At 69.8% G+C, this 20973-nt stretch carries 16 protein-coding genes; 12 read left to right on the forward strand and 4 right to left on the reverse strand.

Annotated features, from left to right (window positions below; translation table 11 throughout):
• Positions 1–38: 38 nt before the first annotated feature.
• The 5 genes from ACIO3S_RS21870 to ACIO3S_RS21890 are packed head-to-tail and all read left to right on the forward strand — an operon-like array spanning position 39 to position 6300.
• The gene (locus ACIO3S_RS21870) at positions 39–290 is read left to right on the forward strand and encodes a phosphopantetheine-binding protein (RefSeq protein WP_008354901.1); all 252 of its coding nucleotides are present in this window, start codon (positions 39–41) and stop codon (positions 288–290) included.
• Positions 287–1513 (forward strand): AMP-binding protein, encoded by a 1227-nt coding sequence (locus ACIO3S_RS21875; protein ID WP_400467829.1) that lies wholly within the window; start codon positions 287–289, stop codon positions 1511–1513. Before ACIO3S_RS21870 ends, ACIO3S_RS21875 begins: the two co-directional genes overlap by 4 nt.
• A complete protein-coding gene (locus tag ACIO3S_RS21880) occupies positions 1506–2252 on the forward strand; it encodes an SDR family NAD(P)-dependent oxidoreductase (RefSeq protein WP_400467830.1) in 747 nt (248 codons plus the stop codon). Before ACIO3S_RS21875 ends, ACIO3S_RS21880 begins: the two co-directional genes overlap by 8 nt.
• Positions 2252–2671: a hypothetical protein gene (locus tag ACIO3S_RS21885; RefSeq protein WP_400467831.1), complete on the forward strand. Its 420-nt coding sequence runs from the start codon at positions 2252–2254 to the stop codon at positions 2669–2671. Before ACIO3S_RS21880 ends, ACIO3S_RS21885 begins: the two co-directional genes overlap by 1 nt.
• A gap of 59 nt (positions 2672–2730) precedes the next feature.
• Complete coding sequence (locus tag ACIO3S_RS21890; RefSeq protein WP_400467832.1) at positions 2731–6300, forward strand: CDP-glycerol glycerophosphotransferase family protein; 3570 nt, start codon at positions 2731–2733, stop codon at positions 6298–6300.
• Positions 6301–6375: 75 nt separating this feature from the next.
• On the opposite strand, the gene ACIO3S_RS21895 is transcribed toward ACIO3S_RS21890, so the two are convergent.
• On the reverse strand, positions 6376–8721 hold the full coding sequence (locus ACIO3S_RS21895; RefSeq protein WP_400467833.1) for a hypothetical protein: 2346 nt from the start codon (positions 8719–8721) through the stop codon (positions 6376–6378).
• A gap of 147 nt (positions 8722–8868) precedes the next feature.
• Between ACIO3S_RS21895 and ACIO3S_RS21900 the strand changes: the two genes are divergently transcribed.
• Entirely contained in the window at positions 8869–10806 is a 1938-nt protein-coding gene (locus ACIO3S_RS21900; RefSeq protein ID WP_400467834.1) for a glycosyltransferase, read from the forward strand.
• 87 nt (positions 10807–10893) lie between these two features.
• On the opposite strand, the gene ACIO3S_RS21905 is transcribed toward ACIO3S_RS21900, so the two are convergent.
• From ACIO3S_RS21905 to ACIO3S_RS21915, 3 genes are read right to left on the reverse strand one after another with little or no spacing between them, the layout of a single operon-like run.
• Positions 10894–12468, reverse strand: a complete 1575-nt coding sequence (locus tag ACIO3S_RS21905; protein ID WP_400467835.1) for a class I SAM-dependent methyltransferase — start codon at positions 12466–12468, stop codon at positions 10894–10896.
• A gap of 9 nt (positions 12469–12477) precedes the next feature.
• Complete coding sequence (locus tag ACIO3S_RS21910; RefSeq protein WP_400467836.1) at positions 12478–13608, reverse strand: acyltransferase family protein; 1131 nt, start codon at positions 13606–13608, stop codon at positions 12478–12480.
• Positions 13609–13612: 4 nt separating this feature from the next.
• Positions 13613–15028, reverse strand: coding sequence for a bifunctional cytidylyltransferase/SDR family oxidoreductase (locus tag ACIO3S_RS21915; RefSeq protein ID WP_350713639.1), 1416 nt, complete (start codon positions 15026–15028; stop codon positions 13613–13615).
• A gap of 300 nt (positions 15029–15328) precedes the next feature.
• On the opposite strand from ACIO3S_RS21915, the gene ACIO3S_RS21920 reads away from it, so the two are divergent.
• The 6 genes from ACIO3S_RS21920 to ACIO3S_RS21945 are packed head-to-tail and all read left to right on the forward strand — an operon-like array spanning position 15329 to position 20952.
• Positions 15329–16249, forward strand: a complete 921-nt coding sequence (locus ACIO3S_RS21920; protein ID WP_350838795.1) for a DUF2520 domain-containing protein — start codon at positions 15329–15331, stop codon at positions 16247–16249.
• A complete protein-coding gene (gene panC, locus ACIO3S_RS21925; RefSeq protein ID WP_400467837.1) occupies positions 16249–17115 on the forward strand; it encodes a pantoate--beta-alanine ligase in 867 nt (288 codons plus the stop codon). Before ACIO3S_RS21920 ends, panC begins: the two co-directional genes overlap by 1 nt.
• Entirely contained in the window at positions 17112–17537 is a 426-nt protein-coding gene (gene panD / locus ACIO3S_RS21930) for an aspartate 1-decarboxylase (RefSeq protein WP_008354878.1), read from the forward strand. Before panC ends, panD begins: the two co-directional genes overlap by 4 nt.
• Before the next feature lie 9 nt (positions 17538–17546).
• Positions 17547–19229 (forward strand): L-aspartate oxidase, encoded by a 1683-nt coding sequence (locus tag ACIO3S_RS21935; protein WP_400467838.1) that lies wholly within the window; start codon positions 17547–17549, stop codon positions 19227–19229.
• Positions 19229–20158 carry a carboxylating nicotinate-nucleotide diphosphorylase gene (gene nadC / locus ACIO3S_RS21940; protein WP_160026409.1) on the forward strand — a complete coding sequence of 310 codons (930 nt, stop codon included), beginning with the start codon at positions 19229–19231 and terminating at the stop codon, positions 20156–20158. The genes ACIO3S_RS21935 and nadC overlap by 1 nt, the downstream gene beginning before the upstream one ends.
• Positions 20159–20169: 11 nt before the next feature.
• Positions 20170–20952, forward strand: a complete 783-nt coding sequence (locus ACIO3S_RS21945) for a type III pantothenate kinase (RefSeq protein WP_160026410.1) — start codon at positions 20170–20172, stop codon at positions 20950–20952.
• Positions 20953–20973 lie beyond the last annotated feature (21 nt).

The raw sequence follows: 20973 nt of genomic DNA on the forward strand, positions 1-20973 counted from the left end.
GTCATGGGATGCGCCCTCACGTTATATGGTCCGAGGCCATGGAGACTCTTGACCGACCGGCGGTCCGCAAGCTCATGGGCGAGGTGCTGGCCGTGCAGGGAAAGACCCTGCCCGCTGACGACACCGCGAAGCTGGCCGACATCGGCTTCCGCTCCCTCGACTTCTCCGAGCTCGCGCTCCGGGTCGAGGACGAGATCGGCGACGAGCTCAACTTCGAGGCGGCCGGACTTCGCTCGATCGAGACGATCGGTGACGTGCTGGACCTGCTCGTGGAGATCCAGGGGCAGTGATCGCCGACAACCTCGTCGTCGATGCCCGGACGGGGAAGCGAGCGACCTGGGGGGAGCTCGCCCAGCAGCAGGCCGCGCCACGGTCGGTGCCGACGGCCCGCGTGGTGGAGCACAGCGTCGATGCGCTGCCGGCGGTCGCCGGTCTGAAGGACGGCGGCGAGCTGCTCGTCGTCGCCGCCGGACGGCTCGACGAGGCCCTCGCCGCGGAGCTGCGCGGGGCCGGTTTCGACCTCGTCGCCGGCGACGGCGTGCAGGCCGCGACCGATCCCCGTGCCGCCGAGGACGGCCGGGTCTGGTTGCTCACGTCCGGGTCGACCGGCCGGCCCAAGCGGGTCGGTCACACCCTGGAGTCGCTCTCGACGGTGACCGGCGAGCTGGCTCCGCGCACCTGGCTGTGCCCCTACTCGCCCGGCACCTACGCGTGGTGGCAGGTGGTCACCCTCGGCCTGGGCGTGCCCGGTCAGGACCTGGTGCTCGTCGACCCCGCCGACCTGGACGACTGGGTGGCGCCGGCGCTCGAGCACGGCGTCACCGCCGTCTCCGGGACCCCGACGTTCTGGCGGCGTACGTTGATGCGCCACGGTGCCGAGCTGCAGAAGCTGCCGCTCGAGCAGGTCACGCTCGGTGGTGAACCGGTCGACCAGGCGGTGCTGACGCAGCTCGGCGAGGCCTTCCCGGACGCGCGCGTCTCCTGGATCTACGCCTCCTCCGAGGTCGGCGCCTCGATCGTCGTCCACGACGGCCGGGCCGGGTTTCCGGTGGAGTGGCTCGACCGCGACGTCCCCGGTCGCCCGCGGCTGTCTGTGGTCGACGGCGAGCTGGTGATCACCTCGCCGCACCACGGCACCGACGCCTCGGGCGCGGAGCTGGCCGGCGCCGTACGCACCGGTGATGCCGTCCGCATCGAGGACGGCCGGGTCCTGGTCACCGGTCGCCTGGACCGCGACGAGCTCAACGTGGGCGGCTCCAAGGTGTCGGCCGGTGCCGTCCGCGACCTGCTGCAGTCCCACCCCGCGATCGCCTGGGCGGCCGTACGCGGCCGGAAGGCACCTCTGGTCGGCACGATGGTCGTCGCCGACGTGGTCGCCGACCAGGACTCGGGCGTGACCGCCGACGACCTGACCCGTTGGGCCGCCGAGCGGCTGCCCGAGTACGCCGTGCCGCGACGCATCAAGATGCTTGCCGAGATCCCGGCCAAGGAGACCCTGAAGAGCGATGTCTGACTTCGAACCCATCCCGCCCTCCTCCGTGGTGCTGGTCTCCGGCGCTTCGCGCGGCCTCGGTCTCGCCATCGTCACCGACCTGCTCGAGCGCGGGGTGAAGGTCGCGGCCTTCGCACGCACGGTGACCCCCGAGCTCGAGGCGCTGGCCTCGAAGTACCCCGAGGACACCCACGTCGGCTCCGTCGATGTGACCGACGAGAAGGCGGCCCAGACGTTCGTCAAGGAGGTCGAGGCCAGGCTCGGCGTCATCGACGGCCTGGTCAACAACGCCGCGATCGGGCAGGACTCGCTGCACGTGCACACCTCGTCGGACCGGATCGCGCAGATCATCGAGACCAACCTGACCGCGCCCCTGGTGCTGACCCGGTTCGTGCTGCGGCGCCTGATCGGCAAGGGCCTGAAGGGCCGGGTCGTCAACGTGACCTCGATCTGTGGCCAGCGCGGCTACCAGGGCCTGGTGGCCTACTCGGCCACCAAGGGAGGCCTCGACGCGGCGACCCGCTCGCTGGCCCGTGAGCTCGGTGGCCGGGTGCTGGTCAACTCGGTCGCTCCCGGGTTCTTCGCCTCCGAGATGTCCGCGGTGCTCGGTGCGAACCAGCTCGAGTCGATCGCACGGCGTACGCCGTCGGGTGCGATGACCACACCCGAGGACGTCGTGCCGACCGTACGGATGCTGCTGCTCGAGCAGACCAACATCAACGGTCAGGCGATCGTCATCGACGGAGGCGGCTCGATCTGATGTCCCGGCTCCGCGTCGGCAGCGATGCCGAGCTCGCCGGCTATCACGCCCGCAGCCACCTCCACGACGGGCGGGTGGTCGCCTGGGCGGGCTCCTACGACGTCCCGGTGGCGGTAGACGCCGAGGTGGAGCGTACGGTCCCGGCAGCCCTCGCGAAGCGGTTCGGCACCGACGGGTTCTGGGAGCGATGGACCCGGGCGGAGTGCGTCGTGAAGCTCACCGGCCGCGGCGTCGCCGATATCGTGGACCTGATGGCCGACGACCCTGACCGGGGCGGCAGACCCGGTGCGGCGGTGTCCCTGAGCACCGTACGTCTGCCGGGCGACATCGTGGTGTCGATCGGCACACTCCACCGCGAAGGTTCCCGGAGGGGTATCGGCCGGAGTGCGGGAGACTGTTCGTTCGCCTGTAACCTCTGAGTTCGATCAGATTCGCGGGCGCGTCATCCGGGACGCCCTCGGACCGAGAGGGAATGTGCATGGGTCAGGGAATCGTCGACGTCTTGCGTCGCGCCGAACGAAGGATGCCTCAGGGTGTCCGTCGACTGGCTCGTGACGCCGGGCATCGCGTTCTCGGCCACGAGCGCGGCCCGCTCGTCTCGGTCGTGGTCACGGTGACCGACCAGGACAAGCAGTATCTGGCCGAGTCGCTGCTCTCCGTGCGCGAGCAGACACACACGACCCTCGAGATCCTCATCGCGCCCTATGGCGAGGCCAGCGTGGTGAGCGACCAGATCCTCGCCGACCTCCCCGACGACTACCGCCTGCGGCTGCTGGACAGCTCCGCGACCCAAGCCGAGGCCCGCGACCGTGGTGGTCGTGCCGCGCGCGGTTCCTACGTCTGCTTCCTGCTCGCCGCCGACCTCCTCACCCAGAACGCGATGCGTACGCTGGTGACCTCCCTGGAGGAGAGCGGGTCCGATCTCGCGGTCGGTCGCATCGAGAGCCGCCAGCGCCTCTCCCCGCCGGTGGTGCCGGCCTACGACCTCGTGCACGCCGAGAACCGCTCCGGCCTCACCCTCGACGAGTTCCCGGTGGCACTGAGCGATGTCGGGGTGAGCAACCGGCTCTTCCGCACCTCGTTCTGGCGGCGGCACGGCTTCAGCTTCGGCGGCCGCGGCGGCGCCGACGCGGTCGGCTTCGACGGCTACCTGAAGGCCAACCGCTTCGACGTGGTCACGGCGCCGGTGTGCGTCGACATGGACCGCGCCGATGGCACCCCGGTCGAGCAGCTCCACGACCAGACCCTCGGGATGGAGGAGTGGATCGCGCAGACCCGCTCCACCTGGATCGCGATCGGCGAGCTGGCCTCCGACCTGCGCGACCACTGGGCGCTCGGCGGGCTCGCCGGCCGCGCCAACACCATCCTCGGCGACGTCGAGCGAATGAGCGCCGAGCAGTGGACCGCCCTGCGCGACCTCGTCGTCGAGATCGAGAGCGACGTCTCTCCGGAGGTGTGGCTCAAGCTCCCGGTCGAGGTGCGGGCTCGGCTGACCTACCTCATCGCCGACCGGCGCGAGGAGCTGACCGCGTTCGTCGCGTCGCGCTGGTTCGAGCGCGGCAACCTGCGCACCCGGGTCGTCGGCGGCCAGGTGCGCGGGATCTTTCCCGACACAGCCCTGCCCGAGGCCGTGACCACGCTCAACGAGCACGAGACGCCGGCGCGGGTGCTGGTGCGGGACGTACGCCCGCTCGACTCCGACCGGGTCGTCGTCGACCTGGTGGCGCGGATCGAGCTCGTCGACCTCGCCGAGACGACCCCGTTCTTCACCGCCCGCCTGGTGCCGGACTTCGTCAGCACCGCCGACGAGGACGGCGTCGCGAGCGATCCTGACACGGCGCTGCCCGACCCGATCGACCTGACCGTCACGCCGTGGCGCGACCCGCAGGCCAACATGACCATCGGTCACAAGTACCAGGACTACCGCCCCGGCGGGTGCCGCACCGAGATCGACCTGACCCGGCTCACCGCCGGGCGCTGGCACCTCGAGGTCACCGTCGGCGTCGACGGCGTCGTCCGCACCACCAGCGAGGTCCAGATCGACACCCGCGGCCCGGCGGGCAACCTGGCGACGCGCTACCGGCCGCGGGTCCACACCTCCGCCGGCCTGTCGGTGGCCTGCGATCGCTACCTCGATCAGCTCAGCTTCCGCGCCGTCCCGACGACGGCGACCTCCCTGGCGAAGGCGGAGGTCGATGGCCGAACCGTGTCCCTGACCCTCGCCGGCGAGCTGCCGCAGGCCGTGCGGGCCATCGGTGGCGGCGTACGCGTCGAGGCGCCCGTCAAGGACGGCAAGGTCACCCTCAGCCTCCCTGCCCACGGTGCCGTCGAGCCCGGGGCGCCCGCCGCCTGGCGGCTGGACACCCTCCAGGACGGGTCCTCGGGCCGGATCGTCTGGACCGACCCGATCGGCTCGCCGTGGACCGGCGAACGCGGAGGCAGCGTGCTGGCCTCGCGAGACGGCCGGGGCTACGCCCAGATCATCGAGGTGGCCGACACCGTCGCGATCGACCGCGTCGAGCTCGGCGACGGCCAGATCACGGTGCGGGGCGAGTGGCTCAGCTCGATCCCGAAGCACGCCCGACTGACCCTCGCCGGATCGCGCCACAGCGAGACCGTCAAGATCGACACCGCTGCCGCCGAGTTCGAGGTCGTCTTCACGCTGCGCTGGGACGAGTGGGGTCTGGGCGAGTCCGTCCTGCCCAGCGGCGTCTACCAGTTCCAGCTCACCTGCGGAGCCAAGCGCCGCGGCAACGTACGCCACACCACCGCGTTCCTCGAGCACCAGGCCGAGTTCCAGACCAGTGACGAGGTCCGGCTGCGTCCGGTCAACGGCAACGGCCCGGGAGTCACCCTGCAGCCGCCGATCCCCGTCGACCACGCCGGCAGCTACGCCCACAACCTCGCCCGCGAGCGCGTGCTGGCGGCCGAGGAGCCGCTCGACGAGTCCGCGGTCTATCTCTCGACCTACGCCGGCTCGACCGCCACCGACTCCCAGCTCGCGATCCACGAGCACCTGCGGCGCACCCGGCCCGACCTCACCCTCTACTGGGGCGTCGCCGACCACGCCTCCCGGGTCCCCGAGGGCGGCATCCCGGTCGTGCTGCAGAGCCCGGAGTGGTATCGGGTCATCGGCACCGCGAAGTACCTCGTCCAGAACATCGACTTCGACCGCTGGTGGCGCAAGCGGGAGGGGCAGCGGTTCCTGCAGACCTTCCACGGCTACCCCGCCAAGTCGATGGGCCTGCGGATGTGGCGCGCGAAGATGTTCTCGCCGCTGCGCTGCGACGCCGAGCTCGATCGCACGACCGCCGGGTGGGACCTGATCCTGACCCCGACGCCGGAGATGGACCGCTACTACCGCGAGGAGTACGCCTACGACGGCCCGATCCACAGCGAGGGCTACCCGCGCGACGACGCGCTGGTGCTCCCGTCGGCGGCGGAGGACCGCGAGCGTACGCGCAACCTGCTCGGCATCGGCTCCCACCAGAAGGTGGTCCTCTACGCCCCCACCTGGCGTGACCACCTGGCGCTCAACTACCGCTCGGCGAAGATGGTCGAGCACCTCGACGTGGTCGCGGCCAGCGAGGCCCTCGGGGACGAGTACGTCATCCTGCTGCGCGGTCACCGGTTCAACTCCAAGGGCAGCGAGCGCAGCGAGCGCACCGCCCGGATCATCGACGTCACCGACTACCCGGAGATCAACGACCTGATCCTGGCCTCCGACGCGGCGGTGCTCGACTACTCGAGCCTGCGCTTCGACTTCGCCCTCACCGGCCGGCCGATGGTGTTCCTGGTGCCCGACCTGTCCGACTACACCGGCGGCATCCGCGGCTTCCTCTACGACTACGCCGACACCGCCCCCGGGCCGATGCTCGACACCGCCGAGGAGGTCGTCGCGGCCCTGTCCGACCTGGACCGGCTCGAGGCCGAGCACCGCGACCGGATCGCCGAGTTCAACGCCAAGTACCAGTACACCCAGGACGGCAAGGCGACCGAGCGGGTCGTCGAGGCCTTCTTCGACAAGCCCAGCTTCGACAAGCCCTGACGGTCACCAAAGCAGCGATGGCGCGTCCCCTTGCGGGGGCGCGCCATCGCTGCTTGCTACGGCCTCAGGCCAGGGTCACGGCAGCCGGGCGAGAGCCGGCTTGGCCACCGAGGTCTTGCCGGGGATCGCGTTCCAGCGCTCCGGCAGGACCACGCGGTGCGGGCCGACCTCGAGGAGGACCACGTTGCGGTAGGTCATCCCGTACGTCTCGACGTACGGCGCCAGCGAGGTGAGCAGGTCCTTCTCGCGCCACTGAGCGGCGTCGAGGACGAGCACGTCGATGTCGAAGGCGTCGAAGTCGAAGGCGTGCCGCTGGTGGCCGTCCCGGCGCAGCTCGGCCGCCTCGGTGGTGCGCTCGGCCTGCTTGTTGGCGGCGGCGTGGATCTGCTGGAAGCCGCTGACCGCGCGGGTGCCGACGACGTCGGAGGCAGCCAGCAGGTTGCCCTCCAGGTCGGTGTCGGCCAGTCCGGCGATGTCCTCGGTCAGCACAGCGGATACCGGGAGGATGACGAGCTTGTCGACGTCGGGGAGCAGGTCGGCGACCACGAGCCGCTCGACCTGGCCGATCGGGAGCGTGCTGCCGTCGGGCTGCTTGATGCCGTCGAAGCCGGACACGTCCAGCGCGCTGAGCGTGATCCCCGGCCGGGCGAGCTCGTCGAGCCGCAGGTCGGTGCCACCGGTCTGGACCCACAGGTGGACCGGACGGGACGAGTAGGCGGCGATGGACTTGATCAGCCGGCGCAACTTCGGGCGCTGCTTCGGGCGGGCCGAGACGGCGACGTGGATCGCGTCGGCCGGGACCTGCTCCGGGGTGCTGACCGTGTTGCTGCGTACGTCATCGGCGATCGAGCTGACCAGATCGCCCACCTTGCGGGCACCGGCCCGGCGCTGACGGGCGATCTCGACGTCGGCGGCGTTCATCTCGCGCCACTGCGTGTAGACCTCCTCGACGCTGGCGCCGGAGAAGATCTTGGTGAGGATCGTCTCGAGCCGGTCGTTCATGCTCTCCCGGATGCCGTCGAACTCGGCGGGGGTGAGCGGGTTGAGGCCGGCGAAGCGCGGGTCGGAGAGGTTCTTCGGGCGGAAGTCGATGTCGATGCCGATGCTGCGACCGGGCAGGTAGCAGTGCAGGCGGCTGGTGACCAGCTTGCGGTGGTCGCGACGGTAGCCCTCGAGCATCGTGATCGCGTCGTCGATGTTCTGCACGAACGGCCGGAAGCGGACCTCGTCGAGGCCGCCCTGGGCGTAGGTCGGGGCGCCCTCGGGGATGCTGCCGTCGAAGACGTCGACGTAGCCGACGGGCGCGTCGGGACCGGGCAGCTCGTCCGCGTCGGGGAAGACGGTCGAGACCGTGGTGGTGAGGCAGCCCGAGAAGAAGGCGGGCACACCGACGGAGAGCAGGATGTCGACGGTCGTCCAGTCGCGGCAGCCGATCGGGGCGTACTTCTTGAGGTACTCGATCGTCTCGTCGGTCATCATGGCGCGGGTGCTGCAGTGGAACGAGACGAAGATCGGGCGCAGGTTCTTGTGGAACGGCATCCCGTAGCGCATCTCGAAGATCGGGTGCATGTACCACCCGAAGCCGAGCATCCAGGTGTCCTTCGGGACGGGCTGGTACATCGACGCGTCGCGCTGGAGGGTCATCAGCTGGACCTTGGCGGACAGGCCCTCGCGGACGCGCTCGGGGCGGACCCGCTCGCGCAGCCGGTTGGCCAGGTCGTCGAGCTCGGACTCGCCGGTGAACTCCAGGTCCTTGTGGCGGACCACGTGACCGAGCGAGGCGACCGTCTGGACGTGGTCGCCGATGTTGGCCGAGGCGCGGGAGCGGCCGGGGTGGCCGTAGTCGACGACGGCGTAGGAGACGGTGCCCTCCGGCGCGGCCGGGGCGTCGGGCTCGTCGTTGTCGGCGGCCACCCACGGGCGCAGCCAGTCACGGCTCTCTACGACCCACTTGGTGTCGCCGTTGGTGCCGTCGCCGACGGCCTCGTCGAGCCGGGCGTAGAGGCTGCGGGCCAGCTCCTGGTCGCCGAAGCCGAAGACGCGGCTGGTCATCGCGAGCCACGCCCGCCCCGGGACGTACGACGCACCGGACTCGGCGAGCTCGCGCAGGGTCGCACGGGTCGCGTCGGGGTCGACGTGGAGGCCGGACATGACGTACTCGTCGGCGGCCTTGGCGGCCCACTCCTCGACCGGGATGCCCTGGAAGAGGGCCCAGGCGCGCTCGTAGAAGCCGCCGCCGGCTGCGTTGACCGCACCGTCGAGATCAGCGGCGACGACGAGCGGCTCGACCTCGATGGAGATCGGCGCCGGCTTAGAGTCCTGTGGCGCACCCTCCGAGATGGACGGGACGCGAGCGGTCAGGCTCTGACGCAGGCGCTCGGGAAGCAGCTGGCGAGCGAGTCGTCGAGCTGGGCTGGCCATGGGACTCCTTCATTGATGGTTCGACGCAGTGTCGTCGGGCGGAGCCGCGATGTTCGCGGTCCGTTCACACGTTTCCCCCTATGATCCAGGCCGGATATCCTGCCCGAAGAATCGGCAATCCCCAAAGACGCCGACTAATCTCTGCGCATGCCGATCCCCAACCCCCACGAGCAGGTCGCGTTCCCCGAGGGCCGCTACCTCACGATGTGCAACGAGATCGCGACCAAGTTCGGCGGTCAGACGCGGGCGATGATCATGCGCAACCGCCTGATCACGCAGCACACCGGGATCCCGACCACGCTGCTGACGACCGAGTCGAAGCCCGTCTACGACGAGGTGCGCGAGGTGCTGCGCGACTCGGGCCAGCTGGTCGAGGGCATGGACCTCCTCAACCTCTACGAGTGGTACCGGCTGAACACCCCCACCGACGCGCCGGACGAGTCCGTGGCCGCGCTCGGTGGTCGGCTGGGCGAGGTCGCCGGCACGACCACCTCGGACGTACTCCACCCCGACGGCACCGTCTACTACACCGCCCACTCGCAGTCGGGGAAGGACCTGGCGCGTGACTACCGTCGCGCCGACGGGTCGATCTACCTCCGGGCGCCGGGTCCGGGTGCCCCGGCCGCGTCCCGGGTGCCCTACATCCTCACCGACGCCGAGGGGCGTCCGATCCGATCGTGGGAGACCATCGGCGGCTGGCTGTGGCACTGGCTCGAGCTGCTCGCCGGCGACGCCGAGCGGGTCTTCTTCGTGACCGACTCCCGGTTCGCGCTGCGTGACGTCATGCCCCGCCAGGACGACCGCTTCTACTTCCTCCACCTCATGCACAACAACCATGTCGTGAAGGAGCGTCGCTGGAACTCCCAGCTCTCGGGCAAGTACGCCCCGCTGCTCGACAACATCCACGAGTACGACGCGCTGGTGAACCTGACCCACCGTCAGTCCGAGCACATCGCGATGCGCTACGGCTCGACCTCGCACCGGTTCGTGGTGCCCAACCCGGTCGAGCTGCCGGAGCTGCCCGAGACGATGCCCGACCGGGAGCCGGCGACGTTCGTCACCGTCGCCCGGCTCGAGCCGCAGAAGCGCCTCGAGCACGCCATCAGGGCCTTCGCGAAGGTGATCGAGAAGCGGCCGGAGGCCAAGTTCCAGATCTACGGTGACGGCAAGCTCTACAAGCCGCTCGCCGACCTGATCGAGACGCTCGACGTCGGCAAGAACGTCCAGCTCATGGGTCACGACCCGCGAGCCAAGGAAGCGCTGCTGCACGCCACCGGGTTCATCATGACCAGCGTCAACGAGGGCTACCCGCTGGCAACCCTCGAATCGCTCTCCTTCGGCTGCCCGGTGATCAGCTACGACATCAACTACGGTCCGCGTGAGCAGATCACCGACGGTGTCGACGGCTTCATCGTGGAGGCCGAGGACGTGGACGCGGTCGCCGAGCGCTGCATCCAGATGATCGACGCCCCCGAGAAGGTGGCCGAGATGTCCCGCAAGGCCCTGGAGAAGGCGAGCAAGCACGACTGGCGCGCCTTCCTCGACGACTGGCGCGTCGCCTTCGAGGGCGCCGTCGCCCAGCGGCCGGGCCGGATCGAGAAGGCACGCGCCCGGCTCGACGTCCACGCCCTCGGCTGGGCGCGCCCGATGCCCGAGGGCGTCGCGACCCGGCTGCCGGGTCCGGCCAGCCGGCTGGGTCGCACCCAGGCCAGCTCCGCCGCCTTCCGTGACTCTCGTACGCTCCGCTTCGACGCCATGCTCACCGTGATGGGCGAATGGCCGAAGGGCGTGATGGCGGACCGCATCGTCACCCTCGACGCCGTCTGCAACGAGACCGGCGAGGTGGCCGCGCTGCCGCTCGAGGTCTCGCCCGAGGGCCGGGGTGAGTTCCGGCTCGCCTCCAGGTTCGACCTCGCGGAGGTCTTCGAGGAGTTCTCGGACAAGGCGCGCAACCTCGACCTACGGCTCCGGTTCACGGTCCACAACTGGAACTGGGAGACCAAGCTCGGCCGGCCTCGCGAGGTGCGCCCGAACTTCGAGGTGTCGTTCGGTCCGAACGACGTCCTTCACCTGCAGCGACGCTGATCGTCCGAGCTGAGGGGATACCCGGTTAACCGGGTATCCCGTCACTTCTCAGGCAATGCAATGCCAGAGAAGTGCAGGTTTCACCGGTTAACCGGGTATTCCTACACGTACGACGTGCAGCTTCGTACGCCGCTCCAGCCGGAAGCCGGGACGGTCCTGGAAGTACTCGTCGACCGCGTCGCGGCACCCGCTGTAGTGGAAGTAGTCGTCGAGCACGATCCGTCCCCCCACGACCAGGTGGGGGGCGATCCGCTCCAAGCACGTCATCGTCGACTCGTACCAGTCACCGTCGAGGTGGGCGAAGGCGACCGGCTCGTCGACCTTCAGCGTGTCCTGAAACAGGCCCTGCACCAGCTCGACGTTGTGCTCGGCCGGAGAGATCCCGTGCCGGGTGAATGAGTCGCTCACCTCGTCGTAGAGGTTGTCGCGATAGCCGTAGTAGGTCTCTCCGCCGATGCCCTTGGACGTGCCGCTGACGATCTTCTGGTAGCGCTTGTGCACGTCGTCGCCGTCGCGCTCGGACGGCTCCGGGATCATCCCGAAGACGTCGTAGACCCGCATCGGCCGCTTCGGGTCCTTGGCCGCGGCCATCACGATCGCGGAGCCCCCGAGCGCCGCGCCGGTCTCGATGATCAGGCCGGGCCGGTCCTGGATGTCGGCGTCCAGCACCTGGCGGGCGAGCACCTGCAGGTTCTCGGGCTTGAGGTAGGTCAGGTGCTCGGCACGGACACCGTCGAGGACGGTGCGGACCTCGGCCGGAAGGGCGAGATCGACCAGCGGGTCGCGCAGGGACTCCCGGGTGCGTACGGTCTCCATCCTCAGTCTCTCGACCTCGGCCTGGAGCTCTGCCATGGTCGGGGCGGCCTTCGTCCCGGTCTTCGTCTCGGCCTCGGGCTGCTTCAATGCTGGTGGCGTCCCGTCGTCGGGCTTGCGCGCGACCACGACGTAGTTCTTCGGCATCCCGCGCTCGAAGCGGCGACCGGAGACCTCCAGCCGCGCGTAGAGGCGGCTGAGCCGGACCGCGAGCTTCCGGTTGAGGAGCACGATCGGCGCGACGTAGGCGAGCTTCCAGCGCAGACCGCGCCCGCGGAGCTCGCCGACGCTCGCGGGGAGATTCTTCGCCATCATCTGGTAGCTGTAGGCGACCGTCCCGAAGTAGCCCTCGAGCCAGTTCATCCTGGCGATCTCGAAGCCTGCCTCCTCGAACATCTTCCGCAGCGAGAACTGGGTGTAGCGGAAGAAGTCGTACGGCTTCTGGTGCTCGGCGAAGAAGAGGGGCGCGGAGAGGAAGATCCGGCCGCCCGGCTTGAGCACGCGGAAGAGCTCGGCGATGGCCTTCTCCGGCTCGGGCACGTGCTCGAGGACCTGGTTGCAGATCACCCGGTCGAAGCGGCCGTCATCGACCGGGATGTCGGTGATGTCGCAGACGTAGTCCAGCGGCGCGTACGCCGAGCTCAGCTGGGCGAAGTCAGCGGCCTCGTACTGGGCGTGCTTGAACAGCTTCCGGTAGGGCGAGCGGCCTGCCCCGGCGTCCAGGACACGCATGCCACGCTTGGTGCCCTTGGCGAAGCGTGCCATCTCCTGACGGAGACGAACGCGGGAGGGATTGATGTGTCGGGGCTGAACCGCAGCGCCGCGATTCTGCCGGCCTCGAGTCAGCATGGAGAGACATTAGCGCTGTTGGAGCGGAGTCTCCCGTAAACCACGCAAGACGGCGTCGCGGACCGGGTCGTGGAGCCGGCGCTCGATGAGGTAGTGGAGCGCGATGGCCAGCACGAGGGCGGTCGAGATGGCAGCGGCCAGGACGACGTACTCGTCGTAGCGGCCGTGGAACTCGTCGATGACCCAGAACGCGAACTGCGCGTGGATCAGGTAGAGCGGGTAGGTCAGCGCCCCGAGCGTCGTCAGGAAGCGCGCCTCGACCCGGCCCAGCGGGCCGGCCGAGACCAGCCAGACGAGCGCCGCGAACCCCACGATCGCCCACCCGGTGATCACCGGCGAGACGGTGGCGCCGACCAGTTCCGTGGCCCGGTCGGCGTACTCCGTCGCCTGGCGGATGCCCAGGATGACGTTGTAGGCCACCGCGAGCCAGGCGATGAACGAGTTGCCGAACCGGTAGATGAGGAACAGCGCCATGCCCATCGCGAAGAACGGGGCGTACTCGGCGAAGAGCAGCGAGTTGAGCATGCCGGAGTCGGTCGCGCGGGCGATCTGGGCCAGCAGCGGCCACAGGAACACGACCGCGATCACCCGCTGCTTGGTGATCCCGACGAGCAGGAAGACGCCGATCAGCAGGTAGAACTTGAGCTCGATCCAGAGCGTCCAGAAGGCACCCTGGGCACTGAGTACGTCCCAGGCGTCCTGCGTCATCGTCATGTTGATCAGGCCGCCGACGAACCCCTGGTCGCGGCCGCCCTTCCAGTACGCCTGGAGGATCAGCGTGATGATGACGGCGACCCAGTAGGCCGGGAACAGCCGGGCGACGCGGGAGGAGACGAAACGGGGCAGGTCACGACCCCACGCGGTCATCAGGATCACGAAGCCGCTGATGATGAAGAAGAGCTCCACGCCGAGGTAGCCGTAGCGGGTGACGTGGTTGAGGGTCGGGAAGACCTCGCGGGGGTCGACGCCCCAGTAAGGGGTCGCGATGCCGGTCAGGTGGTAGCCGACGACGACGGCTGCCGCGATGAAGCGGAGCGCGTCGAGCGCGCCGAGCCGGGAGCGGCGTACGGCCTTCTTCGGCTCGGGGGCAGGCGCGGAGGCGGGGGCGGTGTCCTCGGGGACGGTCGGGGCGCTGGTCATCGGGTCAGTTCCCCGCCGCAGCGTCCAGGGCCTCCTGGATCGGGTCGATGCGGCGCAGGTCGATGACGTGGCCGGTGCTCGATGCGATCAGGGTGTCCAGCGACGCCCGCGCGACCGCCTTCGACTCCAGCAGCGTGTGGGAAGGCTCCTGGCCGAACGCCTTTGTGCGCATCGGGGTGCCGGTGCGCTCGGGGTTGATCGCGTTGACGCGTACGCCCTGGTCGGCCCACTCGTCGGCGAGGGCCTGGGTCAGGTTGACCGTGGCCGCCTTCGCGGAGGAGTAGAGCGCGTAGCCGCGGCGACCGCGGGTGTAGGAGCTCGAGGTGAAGAAGAGCAGCGAGCCCTTCGCCCGGGCGAGGTAGGGGAAGAACTCCTGGGCGATCAGGACCGGCGCGATGTAGTTGATCTCGGTCGCGCTGTAGATCGTCTCCTCCGAGACCGTGGCGAGCTCGCCGCGCGGCAGCACACCAGCGGTGTTGACCACGAAGTCGATCGAGCCGAAGCGCTTGCCGGCGTCGGCCGCCGCGGCGACGATGTCGGCTCGCTTGGCGACGTCGGTGTTGGTGGCCGAGCGGCTGTAGGAGGCGACGTTGGCACCGTAGGACTCGGCCAGCTCCGCGATGTCGGCGCCGATGCCGTAGCTGCCGCCGAAGACCACCATGTTCTTGCCCTCGAGGGCGGCCCGGTAGTCGGCCTCCGCCTTCTGCGGGAACTGCTGGTGAGCGGTGAGCTGGAAGAGCTTGTCGGCGATGTAGACGTCGATCGGCTCGGTGACCTTCATGTTCTGCTCGTGACCGTCGACCACCCAGATCTTGGTGTCGGGCAGGTACTTCAGCACGACGCTGCAGTCGTCGGTCGCCTTGAACTTCGGGTCCTGGTCGGCGATCTCGTAGGCCCGCTTCAGCGTCGAGGCGAGGAAGGCCTGCGGGGTCTGGCCGCGGCGCAGCCGCGAGCGGTCCGGGATCTGCGAGATGGTGTTGTCGTCGTTGAGCTCGATGATCGTGTCCGCGGACGGGATGGCCACGTCGACGGCCTGGTAGGTCACCAGCGCCTTGAAGCAGTCGGTGATCACGTCCTCGCTGAGCAGCGGGCGCACGGCGTCGTGGAGGAGTACGTTGCAGTCCTCGCCCTCGGGGAGGGCGGCCAGGGCGAGCTTGGTCGTCTCGTTGCGGGTGTCGGCGCCCTCGAGGATCTTGGAGACCTTCGGGTAGCGGCCGTCGCGGGTCATCGCGTGCACGGCGTCGAGGTGGCCGGGGGCCATCAGGATGATGATCTCGTCGATCTGCGGGTGGCGGTCGAGCACGCCGAGGGTGTGCTCCATGATCGGCATCCCAGCGATCTTGATGAGCTGCTTCGGGATGTCGAGACCCACGCGGGAGCCCACACCGCCGGCAAGCAGCACGGCAACGTTACGAAGCACTGAACACAAACCCTTAGGTAGATGACGAGGAGGGGTGGATTCTTCCATGTCGCGCGCTGCGGACTCCAATGCTGGGGGTGAGGCGATACCGAGCCGTTGGTTCGGCGTGGGGTCGATGGCCGCCGGGGCTTGTGTGATCGCAGTCACGTCATCGTGATGTTTCGGAAGAGTGACCGGCGGCGTACCTTTGTTTCGTCTCGGTCACCGTGGCCGAGCTCGCAGGCACAACGTCTGGTACCCATCCCGGCTCCGCTCACAAGGGGGAGTGGTCGGAGGGACTGGAACGAAAGGTCTACAACCATGAACCCACTCAGGGTGGGCGTCGTCGGCGCGGGTCGCGTCGGAGCCGTCCTTGCAGCAGCACTGCGTTCCGCGGGCCACTCGATCGTCGCCGTCGCAGGCGAGTCGGACGCCTCTCGCGGGCGGATCGCCGACCTTCTCCCGGGTGTCCCGGTCGAGAAGCCGACCGCTGTCGCTCGCGCGTGCGACCTCCTTCTTCTCACCGTCCCCGACGACATGCTCGGCAACGTCGTCAAGACGATGACGGACGCCGGCGCCATCCGGCCCGGGATGTACGTCGCCCACACCTCCGGCCGCCACGGCCTGGCGATCCTCGAGCCGGCCGCCGCGATCGGCGCCCACGTGATGGCCGTCCACCCGGCGATGACCTTCTCCGGCACCTCGGTCGACCTCGCCCGGCTCGCCGGCTGTGTCTTCGGTCTGACCGCCGCCACTCCCGCCGACCGGGCCTTCGCCGAGGCGCTGGTCCAGGACCTCGGCGGCAAGCCGATGTGGGTGCCCGAAGAGATGCGGACGCTCTACCACGCCGGCCTCGCCCACGGCGCGAACCACCTGGTCACCCTGGTCACCGAGGCGATGGAGATCCTCGCCGCCGCCGGCGCCACCGACCCCGCGGGCACGCTGCGGCCGCTGCTGACGGCGGCCCTCGACAACGCCCTGGACCACGGTGACGCCGCGCTGACCGGCCCGATCGTCCGCGGCGACGCCGGCACGGTGGCAGCCCACCTCGACGACATCCGCACCAATGCGCCGCAGACCCTGGCGTCGTACGTCTCCATGGCGCGGGCCACGCTCGACCGGGCCGTCTCCGACGGGCGGCTGCTGCCCATCCGGGCGCTCAAGATCAAGAACCTGCTCGACGAGGCGGATCGTGCTGCCGTGCAGCCCCTCCCGCGTCCGATCCACACCTGGAACCAGTGATGACCGTTCTCGCTTGCACTCGCGAGGAACTCGCCAAGCTTCTCGACCCCGCCCGCCGCGACGGCGTCTCCGTCGGCTTCGTGCCGACGATGGGAGCGCTGCACGAGGGGCATGCGTCGCTGATGCGCGTCGCCCGCGAGCGGGTCGGCGACGGTCCCGTCGTCGTGTCGATCTTCGTCAACCCGCTGCAGTTCGGCGCCGGGGAGGACCTCGACCGCTACCCGCGCACGCTCGATGCCGACCTCGAGGTCTGCGAGCGTGAGGGCGTCGACGTCGTCTTCGCGCCGTCGGTCGACGAGGTCTATCCCGGCGGGCTGCCGCAGGTGACCGTGGCCCCCGGCGAGCTCGGTGACGTGCTCGAGGGCAAGACCCGGCCGGGCCACTTCGGCGGCGTGCTCACCGTCGTCGCGAAGCTGTTCGGGCTGGTCAAGCCCGATGTCGCCGTCTTCGGTCAGAAGGACTACCAGCAGCTCGCGCTGATCCGCCGGATGTCGGCCGACCTGTGCCTCGGCGTCGACGTCGTCGGCGCGCCGACCCAGCGTGAGGCCGACGGCTTGGCCCTCTCCTCGCGCAACCGCTACCTCTCGCCCGAGCAGCGGGAGGAGGCGACGACGCTGTCGCGGGCGCTCTACGCCGCGCAGCGCGAGGCCACCCACGGTGTCGAGGCCGCGCTCCACGCGGCCCGCGCCGAGCTGCGCCGGGCGAAGGGGGTCGACCTCGACTACCTCGTGGTCACCGACCCCGCGCTCGCCGAGCTGCCCGCCCACCCGGAACCAGGCACCGAAGCCCGGATCCTTGTCGCCGCCCGCGTCGGCACCACCCGACTGATCGACAACATGAGCCTCACGATCGGAGCATCCCGATGACCCGTCTGCGCACCATGATGACCGGCAAGATCCACCGCGCCACGGTCACCCAGGCAGACCTCCACTACGTCGGCTCGGTCACCGTCGACGCCGACCTCCTCGACGCCGCGGACATCCTCCCCGGCGAGCTGGTCTCCATCGTCGACATCACCAACGGGGCCCGCCTGGAGACCTACACGATCGCGGGCGAGCGCGGCAGCGGCGTACTCGGCATCAACGGCGCCGCTGCCCACCTGGTCCACCCCGGCGACCTGGTCATCCTGATCGCGTACGCACAGATGACCACCGAGGAGGCGAAGGCTTTCGAGCCGCACGTCGTGCACGTCGACGAGGCCAACCACATCGTCGCGCTCGGCTCCGACAGGAGCGAGCCGGTTCCAGGGACCGACCAGATGCGTGGGCCGCTCGTTCTCACGCAGTAGCGTGCGCCTATGAACATGCAGCTGCTCTCCGCCCGCGACCCGGGCTGGACCGAGTGGGCGGACGTGATCGTGGTGGGCTCGGGGATCGCCGGGCTGACCGCGGCGCTGCGGCTGAAGGACCAGGTCGAGCGGGTCGCCGTCGTCACCAAGGACGAGCTCAAGGCCGGCTCGACGCAGTGGGCCCAGGGCGGCATCGCGGCGGCTCTCGGCGAGGGCGACACCCCTGCTCAGCACGAGGTCGACACACTCGTGGCAGGTGCCGGGGCGTGCGACCTGGAGGCCGTACGCGTCCTGGTCGGTGAGGGCGCCGAGGCGGTCCGCGAGCTGATCGAGTGGGGCGCCGAGTTCGACAAGGACCCCGCCGGCAACCTCTCGCTCACCCGCGAGGGCGGCCATCGGCGGGACCGGATCGCGCACGCCGACGGCGACGCGACCGGCGCCGAGATCCAGCGCGCGCTGATGGAGGCCGTACGCCGCGCGCCCGAGATCCTGGTCTTCGAGCACGCGATGGTCGTCGACCTGCTGACGGCCGCCGACGGCGGCGTGGCCGGCCTGACCATCCACGTGATGGGCGAGGGCGATGCCGACGGCGTCGGGATCGTGCGTACCCGTGCCGTCGTGCTCGCCTCCGGCGGCCTCGGCCAGGTCTTCTCCCAGACCACCAACCCCGCCGTCGCCACCGCCGACGGGATGGCGATCGCGCTGCGGGCCGGTGCGACCCTGCGCGACCTCGAGTTCGTCCAGTTCCACCCCACGGTGATGTATCTAGGTGAGGACTCCCGTGGTCAGCAGCCGCTGATCTCCGAGGCCGTACGCGGCGAGGGTGCCTTCCTGGTCGACTGGGACGGCAACCGGCTGATGGAGGGCGTGCACGAGCTCGGCGACCTGGCTCCGCGCGACATCGTCTCCAAGGCGATCATGAAGCGGATGCTCGAGACCGGGCACCCCAACATGTGGCTCGACGCCCGTCACCTCGGTCGTGAGTTCTGGGAGAAGCGGTTCCCCAACATCCTCGCCTCGTGCAAGCAGCACGGCGTCGACCCGTCCGTCGATCTGATCCCGGTCGCTCCGGCGTGCCACTACGCCTCGGGCGGCGTACGCACCGACCTGTGGGGGCGTTCGGACGTGCCCGGGCTCTACGCCACCGGCGAGGTCGCCTGCAGCGGTGTCCACGGCGCCAACCGGCTCGCCTCCAACTCGCTGCTCGAGGGGCTGGTCTTCTCGCGCCGGATCGCCGAGGTCCTGCCCGGCGAGCTGCGGCAGCTGGAGGACCCGGCCCCGGGTCTCGGCGCCGGGCGCGCGCTGGTCCCCGGCACCGCGCTCAAGCAGCTGCAGGAGACGATGACGACCAAGGTCGGAGTCCTCCGCAACGCGACCGGCCTCGGTGAGGCGATCGACGAGCTCGAGCGGCTCGGGGGCACCCCGGCGACCGAGATCGACCCGGCCGCCTGGGAGGCGACCAACCTGCTGACCGTCTCGCTCGCGCTGGCGACGTCCGCGCTGCTGCGCGAGGAGACCCGAGGGTCCCATTGGCGCGAGGACTTCGCCGAGCGTGACGACGCCGGGTTCGCCGGCCACTTCGACCTGAGGCTCCGGGACGGCGAGACTGTCGCCATCTTCACCCCGGCCCCAGCGACCGACCCGTCCCAGACCCCGTCCAAACCAACCCAGTCAAACCTGGCAGGAGCCTGATGACCATCCGACGCGTGCCCTTCGACGAGATCCCGCAGCCGCTGCGCGACGAGCTGACCAACGCCGGCCTGGACGCCGGCGAGGTCTACGACGCCGTCGAGCTCGCTCTCGACGAGGACCTGCCCACGTCCGCTCCCGGTGAGATGCCCAGCGAGGACGTCACCTCGGTGGCCACCATCGCCCCCGACTCGACCGGGATCGGCGTTTTCGCTGCTCGGGAGGACGGCGTCGTGGCCGGCCTCGGCGTGGCCGAGCTCGTCTTCGCGTACGTCATGGGTGACTCGGTCACGGTCACCGACCGCGTCAAGGACGGCTCGAAGGTGAAGGCCGGGGACGTCATCATGCGGATCGCGGGGCCGACCCGCGGGCTGCTGACCGCGGAGCGTACGGCGCTCAACTACGCCTCCCACCTCTCCGGCGTCGCCACCGGTGTCGCGGCCTGGACCGAGGCGCTGGAAGGGACCGGCGCGCAGGTCCTCGACACCCGCAAGACGCTCCCCGGCTTCCGGGCGCTCGAGAAGTACGCCGTACGTTGTGGCGGCGGCGCCAACCACCGGATGTCGCTCTCCGACATGGCGCTGGTCAAGGACAACCACATCGTCGCCGCGGGTGGCGCGGTGCAGGCATACGAGGCCGTGAAGTTCGCCTACCCGGACGTGCCGATCGAGGTCGAGGTGACCACGCTCGAGGAGCTCACGGCGCTTCTCGACGCGGGCTGCGGCCGGATCATGCTCGACAACATGTCGACCGTGATGATGAAGGAGGCCGTCGAGATCACCGCCGGGCGCGCGGTGCTCGAGGCCTCCGGCGGGCTGACCCTGGACCGGGCCCGCGAGGTCGCCGAAACCGGAGTCGACTATCTCTCCGTCGGTGCGCTGACCCACTCGGTGAAGGTCTTCGACATCGGCTTCGACCTGTCCGAGGGCTGAGGCGGCCCGCCATGTCCCTGCTCGCTGTCAACATCGGCAACAGCCATACGGTTCTCGGGCTGATCGCCGACGGCGTCGTGTCTGCGGACTGGCGGGTCTCCACGCTCGAGCACCGCACCGCCGACGAGTGGTGGGCGCTGCTGCGGGGAATTCTCGGCGACGCGTTGGTGGCGAGCGTGGACGGCGTGGTCGTGTGCGCGACGGTGCCGTCGGTCCTGCACGAGTGGCGCGAGATGATGGCCCGCCATCTCGGCTCGGTCGAGAGCGTGGTGGTCGAGCCCGGCGTACGCTCCGGCATCCCGATCCTGATGGACAACCCGCGCGAGGTCGGCACCGACCGGATCGCCAACGCGGTCGCGGCGGTGGCTCTCCACGGCGGCCCCGCGATCGTGGTCGACTTCCGTGGCACGGCGACGACCTTCGACGTGGTCAACGCCGCGGGACAGTACGTCGGTGGCGCGATCCTGCCCGGGATCGAGCTGTCGCTGGAGGCGCTGGGGCGGCGCGGTGCGCAGCTGCGCAAGGTCGAGCTCGCCCGCCCGCGGTCGGTGATCGCCAAGAACACGGTCGAGGCGCTGCAGTCCGGAATGGTCTTCGGAGTCGCCGCGCAGGTCGAAGGTCTGGTCGCTCGGATCATCGCCGAGCTGGGTGCCTCCGCCGAGGAAGTGACCGTGATTGCGACCGGCTATCTGGCGGAGTTCGTTCTCGACGAGAGTAAATGCTTCTCGTTGCATTCTCCGTGGCTGACGATGCAGGGACTGGAACTCATATTCCAGCGAAATGCCGTTCGTTAGTCTTTTCAGTATGGCGACCTG

Origin of the sequence: Nocardioides sp. NPDC087217 (genome assembly GCF_044744805.1) — a bacterium.
In the GTDB taxonomy this organism is placed as follows: domain Bacteria; phylum Actinomycetota; class Actinomycetes; order Propionibacteriales; family Nocardioidaceae; genus Nocardioides.

Excerpts from the sequence above, each read along its gene's own strand:
- ACIO3S_RS21870 (WP_008354901.1), top strand. The coding sequence starts at position 39 with ATGGAGACTCTTGACCGACCGGCGGTCCGCAAGCTCATGGGCGAGGTG.
- ACIO3S_RS21880 (WP_400467830.1), top strand. The coding sequence starts at position 1,506 with ATGTCTGACTTCGAACCCATCCCGCCCTCCTCCGTGGTGCTGGTCTCC.
- ACIO3S_RS21885 (WP_400467831.1), top strand. The coding sequence starts at position 2,252 with ATGTCCCGGCTCCGCGTCGGCAGCGATGCCGAGCTCGCCGGCTATCAC.
- ACIO3S_RS21890 (WP_400467832.1), top strand. The coding sequence starts at position 2,731 with ATGGGTCAGGGAATCGTCGACGTCTTGCGTCGCGCCGAACGAAGGATG.
- ACIO3S_RS21895 (WP_400467833.1), bottom strand. The coding sequence starts at position 8,721 with ATGGCCAGCCCAGCTCGACGACTCGCTCGCCAGCTGCTTCCCGAGCGC.
- ACIO3S_RS21900 (WP_400467834.1), top strand. The coding sequence starts at position 8,869 with ATGCCGATCCCCAACCCCCACGAGCAGGTCGCGTTCCCCGAGGGCCGC.
- ACIO3S_RS21905 (WP_400467835.1), bottom strand. The coding sequence starts at position 12,468 with ATGCTGACTCGAGGCCGGCAGAATCGCGGCGCTGCGGTTCAGCCCCGA.
- ACIO3S_RS21910 (WP_400467836.1), bottom strand. The coding sequence starts at position 13,608 with ATGACCAGCGCCCCGACCGTCCCCGAGGACACCGCCCCCGCCTCCGCG.
- ACIO3S_RS21920 (WP_350838795.1), top strand. The coding sequence starts at position 15,329 with ATGAACCCACTCAGGGTGGGCGTCGTCGGCGCGGGTCGCGTCGGAGCC.
- panC (WP_400467837.1), top strand. The coding sequence starts at position 16,249 with ATGACCGTTCTCGCTTGCACTCGCGAGGAACTCGCCAAGCTTCTCGAC.
- panD (WP_008354878.1), top strand. The coding sequence starts at position 17,112 with ATGACCCGTCTGCGCACCATGATGACCGGCAAGATCCACCGCGCCACG.
- ACIO3S_RS21935 (WP_400467838.1), top strand. The coding sequence starts at position 17,547 with ATGAACATGCAGCTGCTCTCCGCCCGCGACCCGGGCTGGACCGAGTGG.
- nadC (WP_160026409.1), top strand. The coding sequence starts at position 19,229 with ATGACCATCCGACGCGTGCCCTTCGACGAGATCCCGCAGCCGCTGCGC.
- ACIO3S_RS21945 (WP_160026410.1), top strand. The coding sequence starts at position 20,170 with ATGTCCCTGCTCGCTGTCAACATCGGCAACAGCCATACGGTTCTCGGG.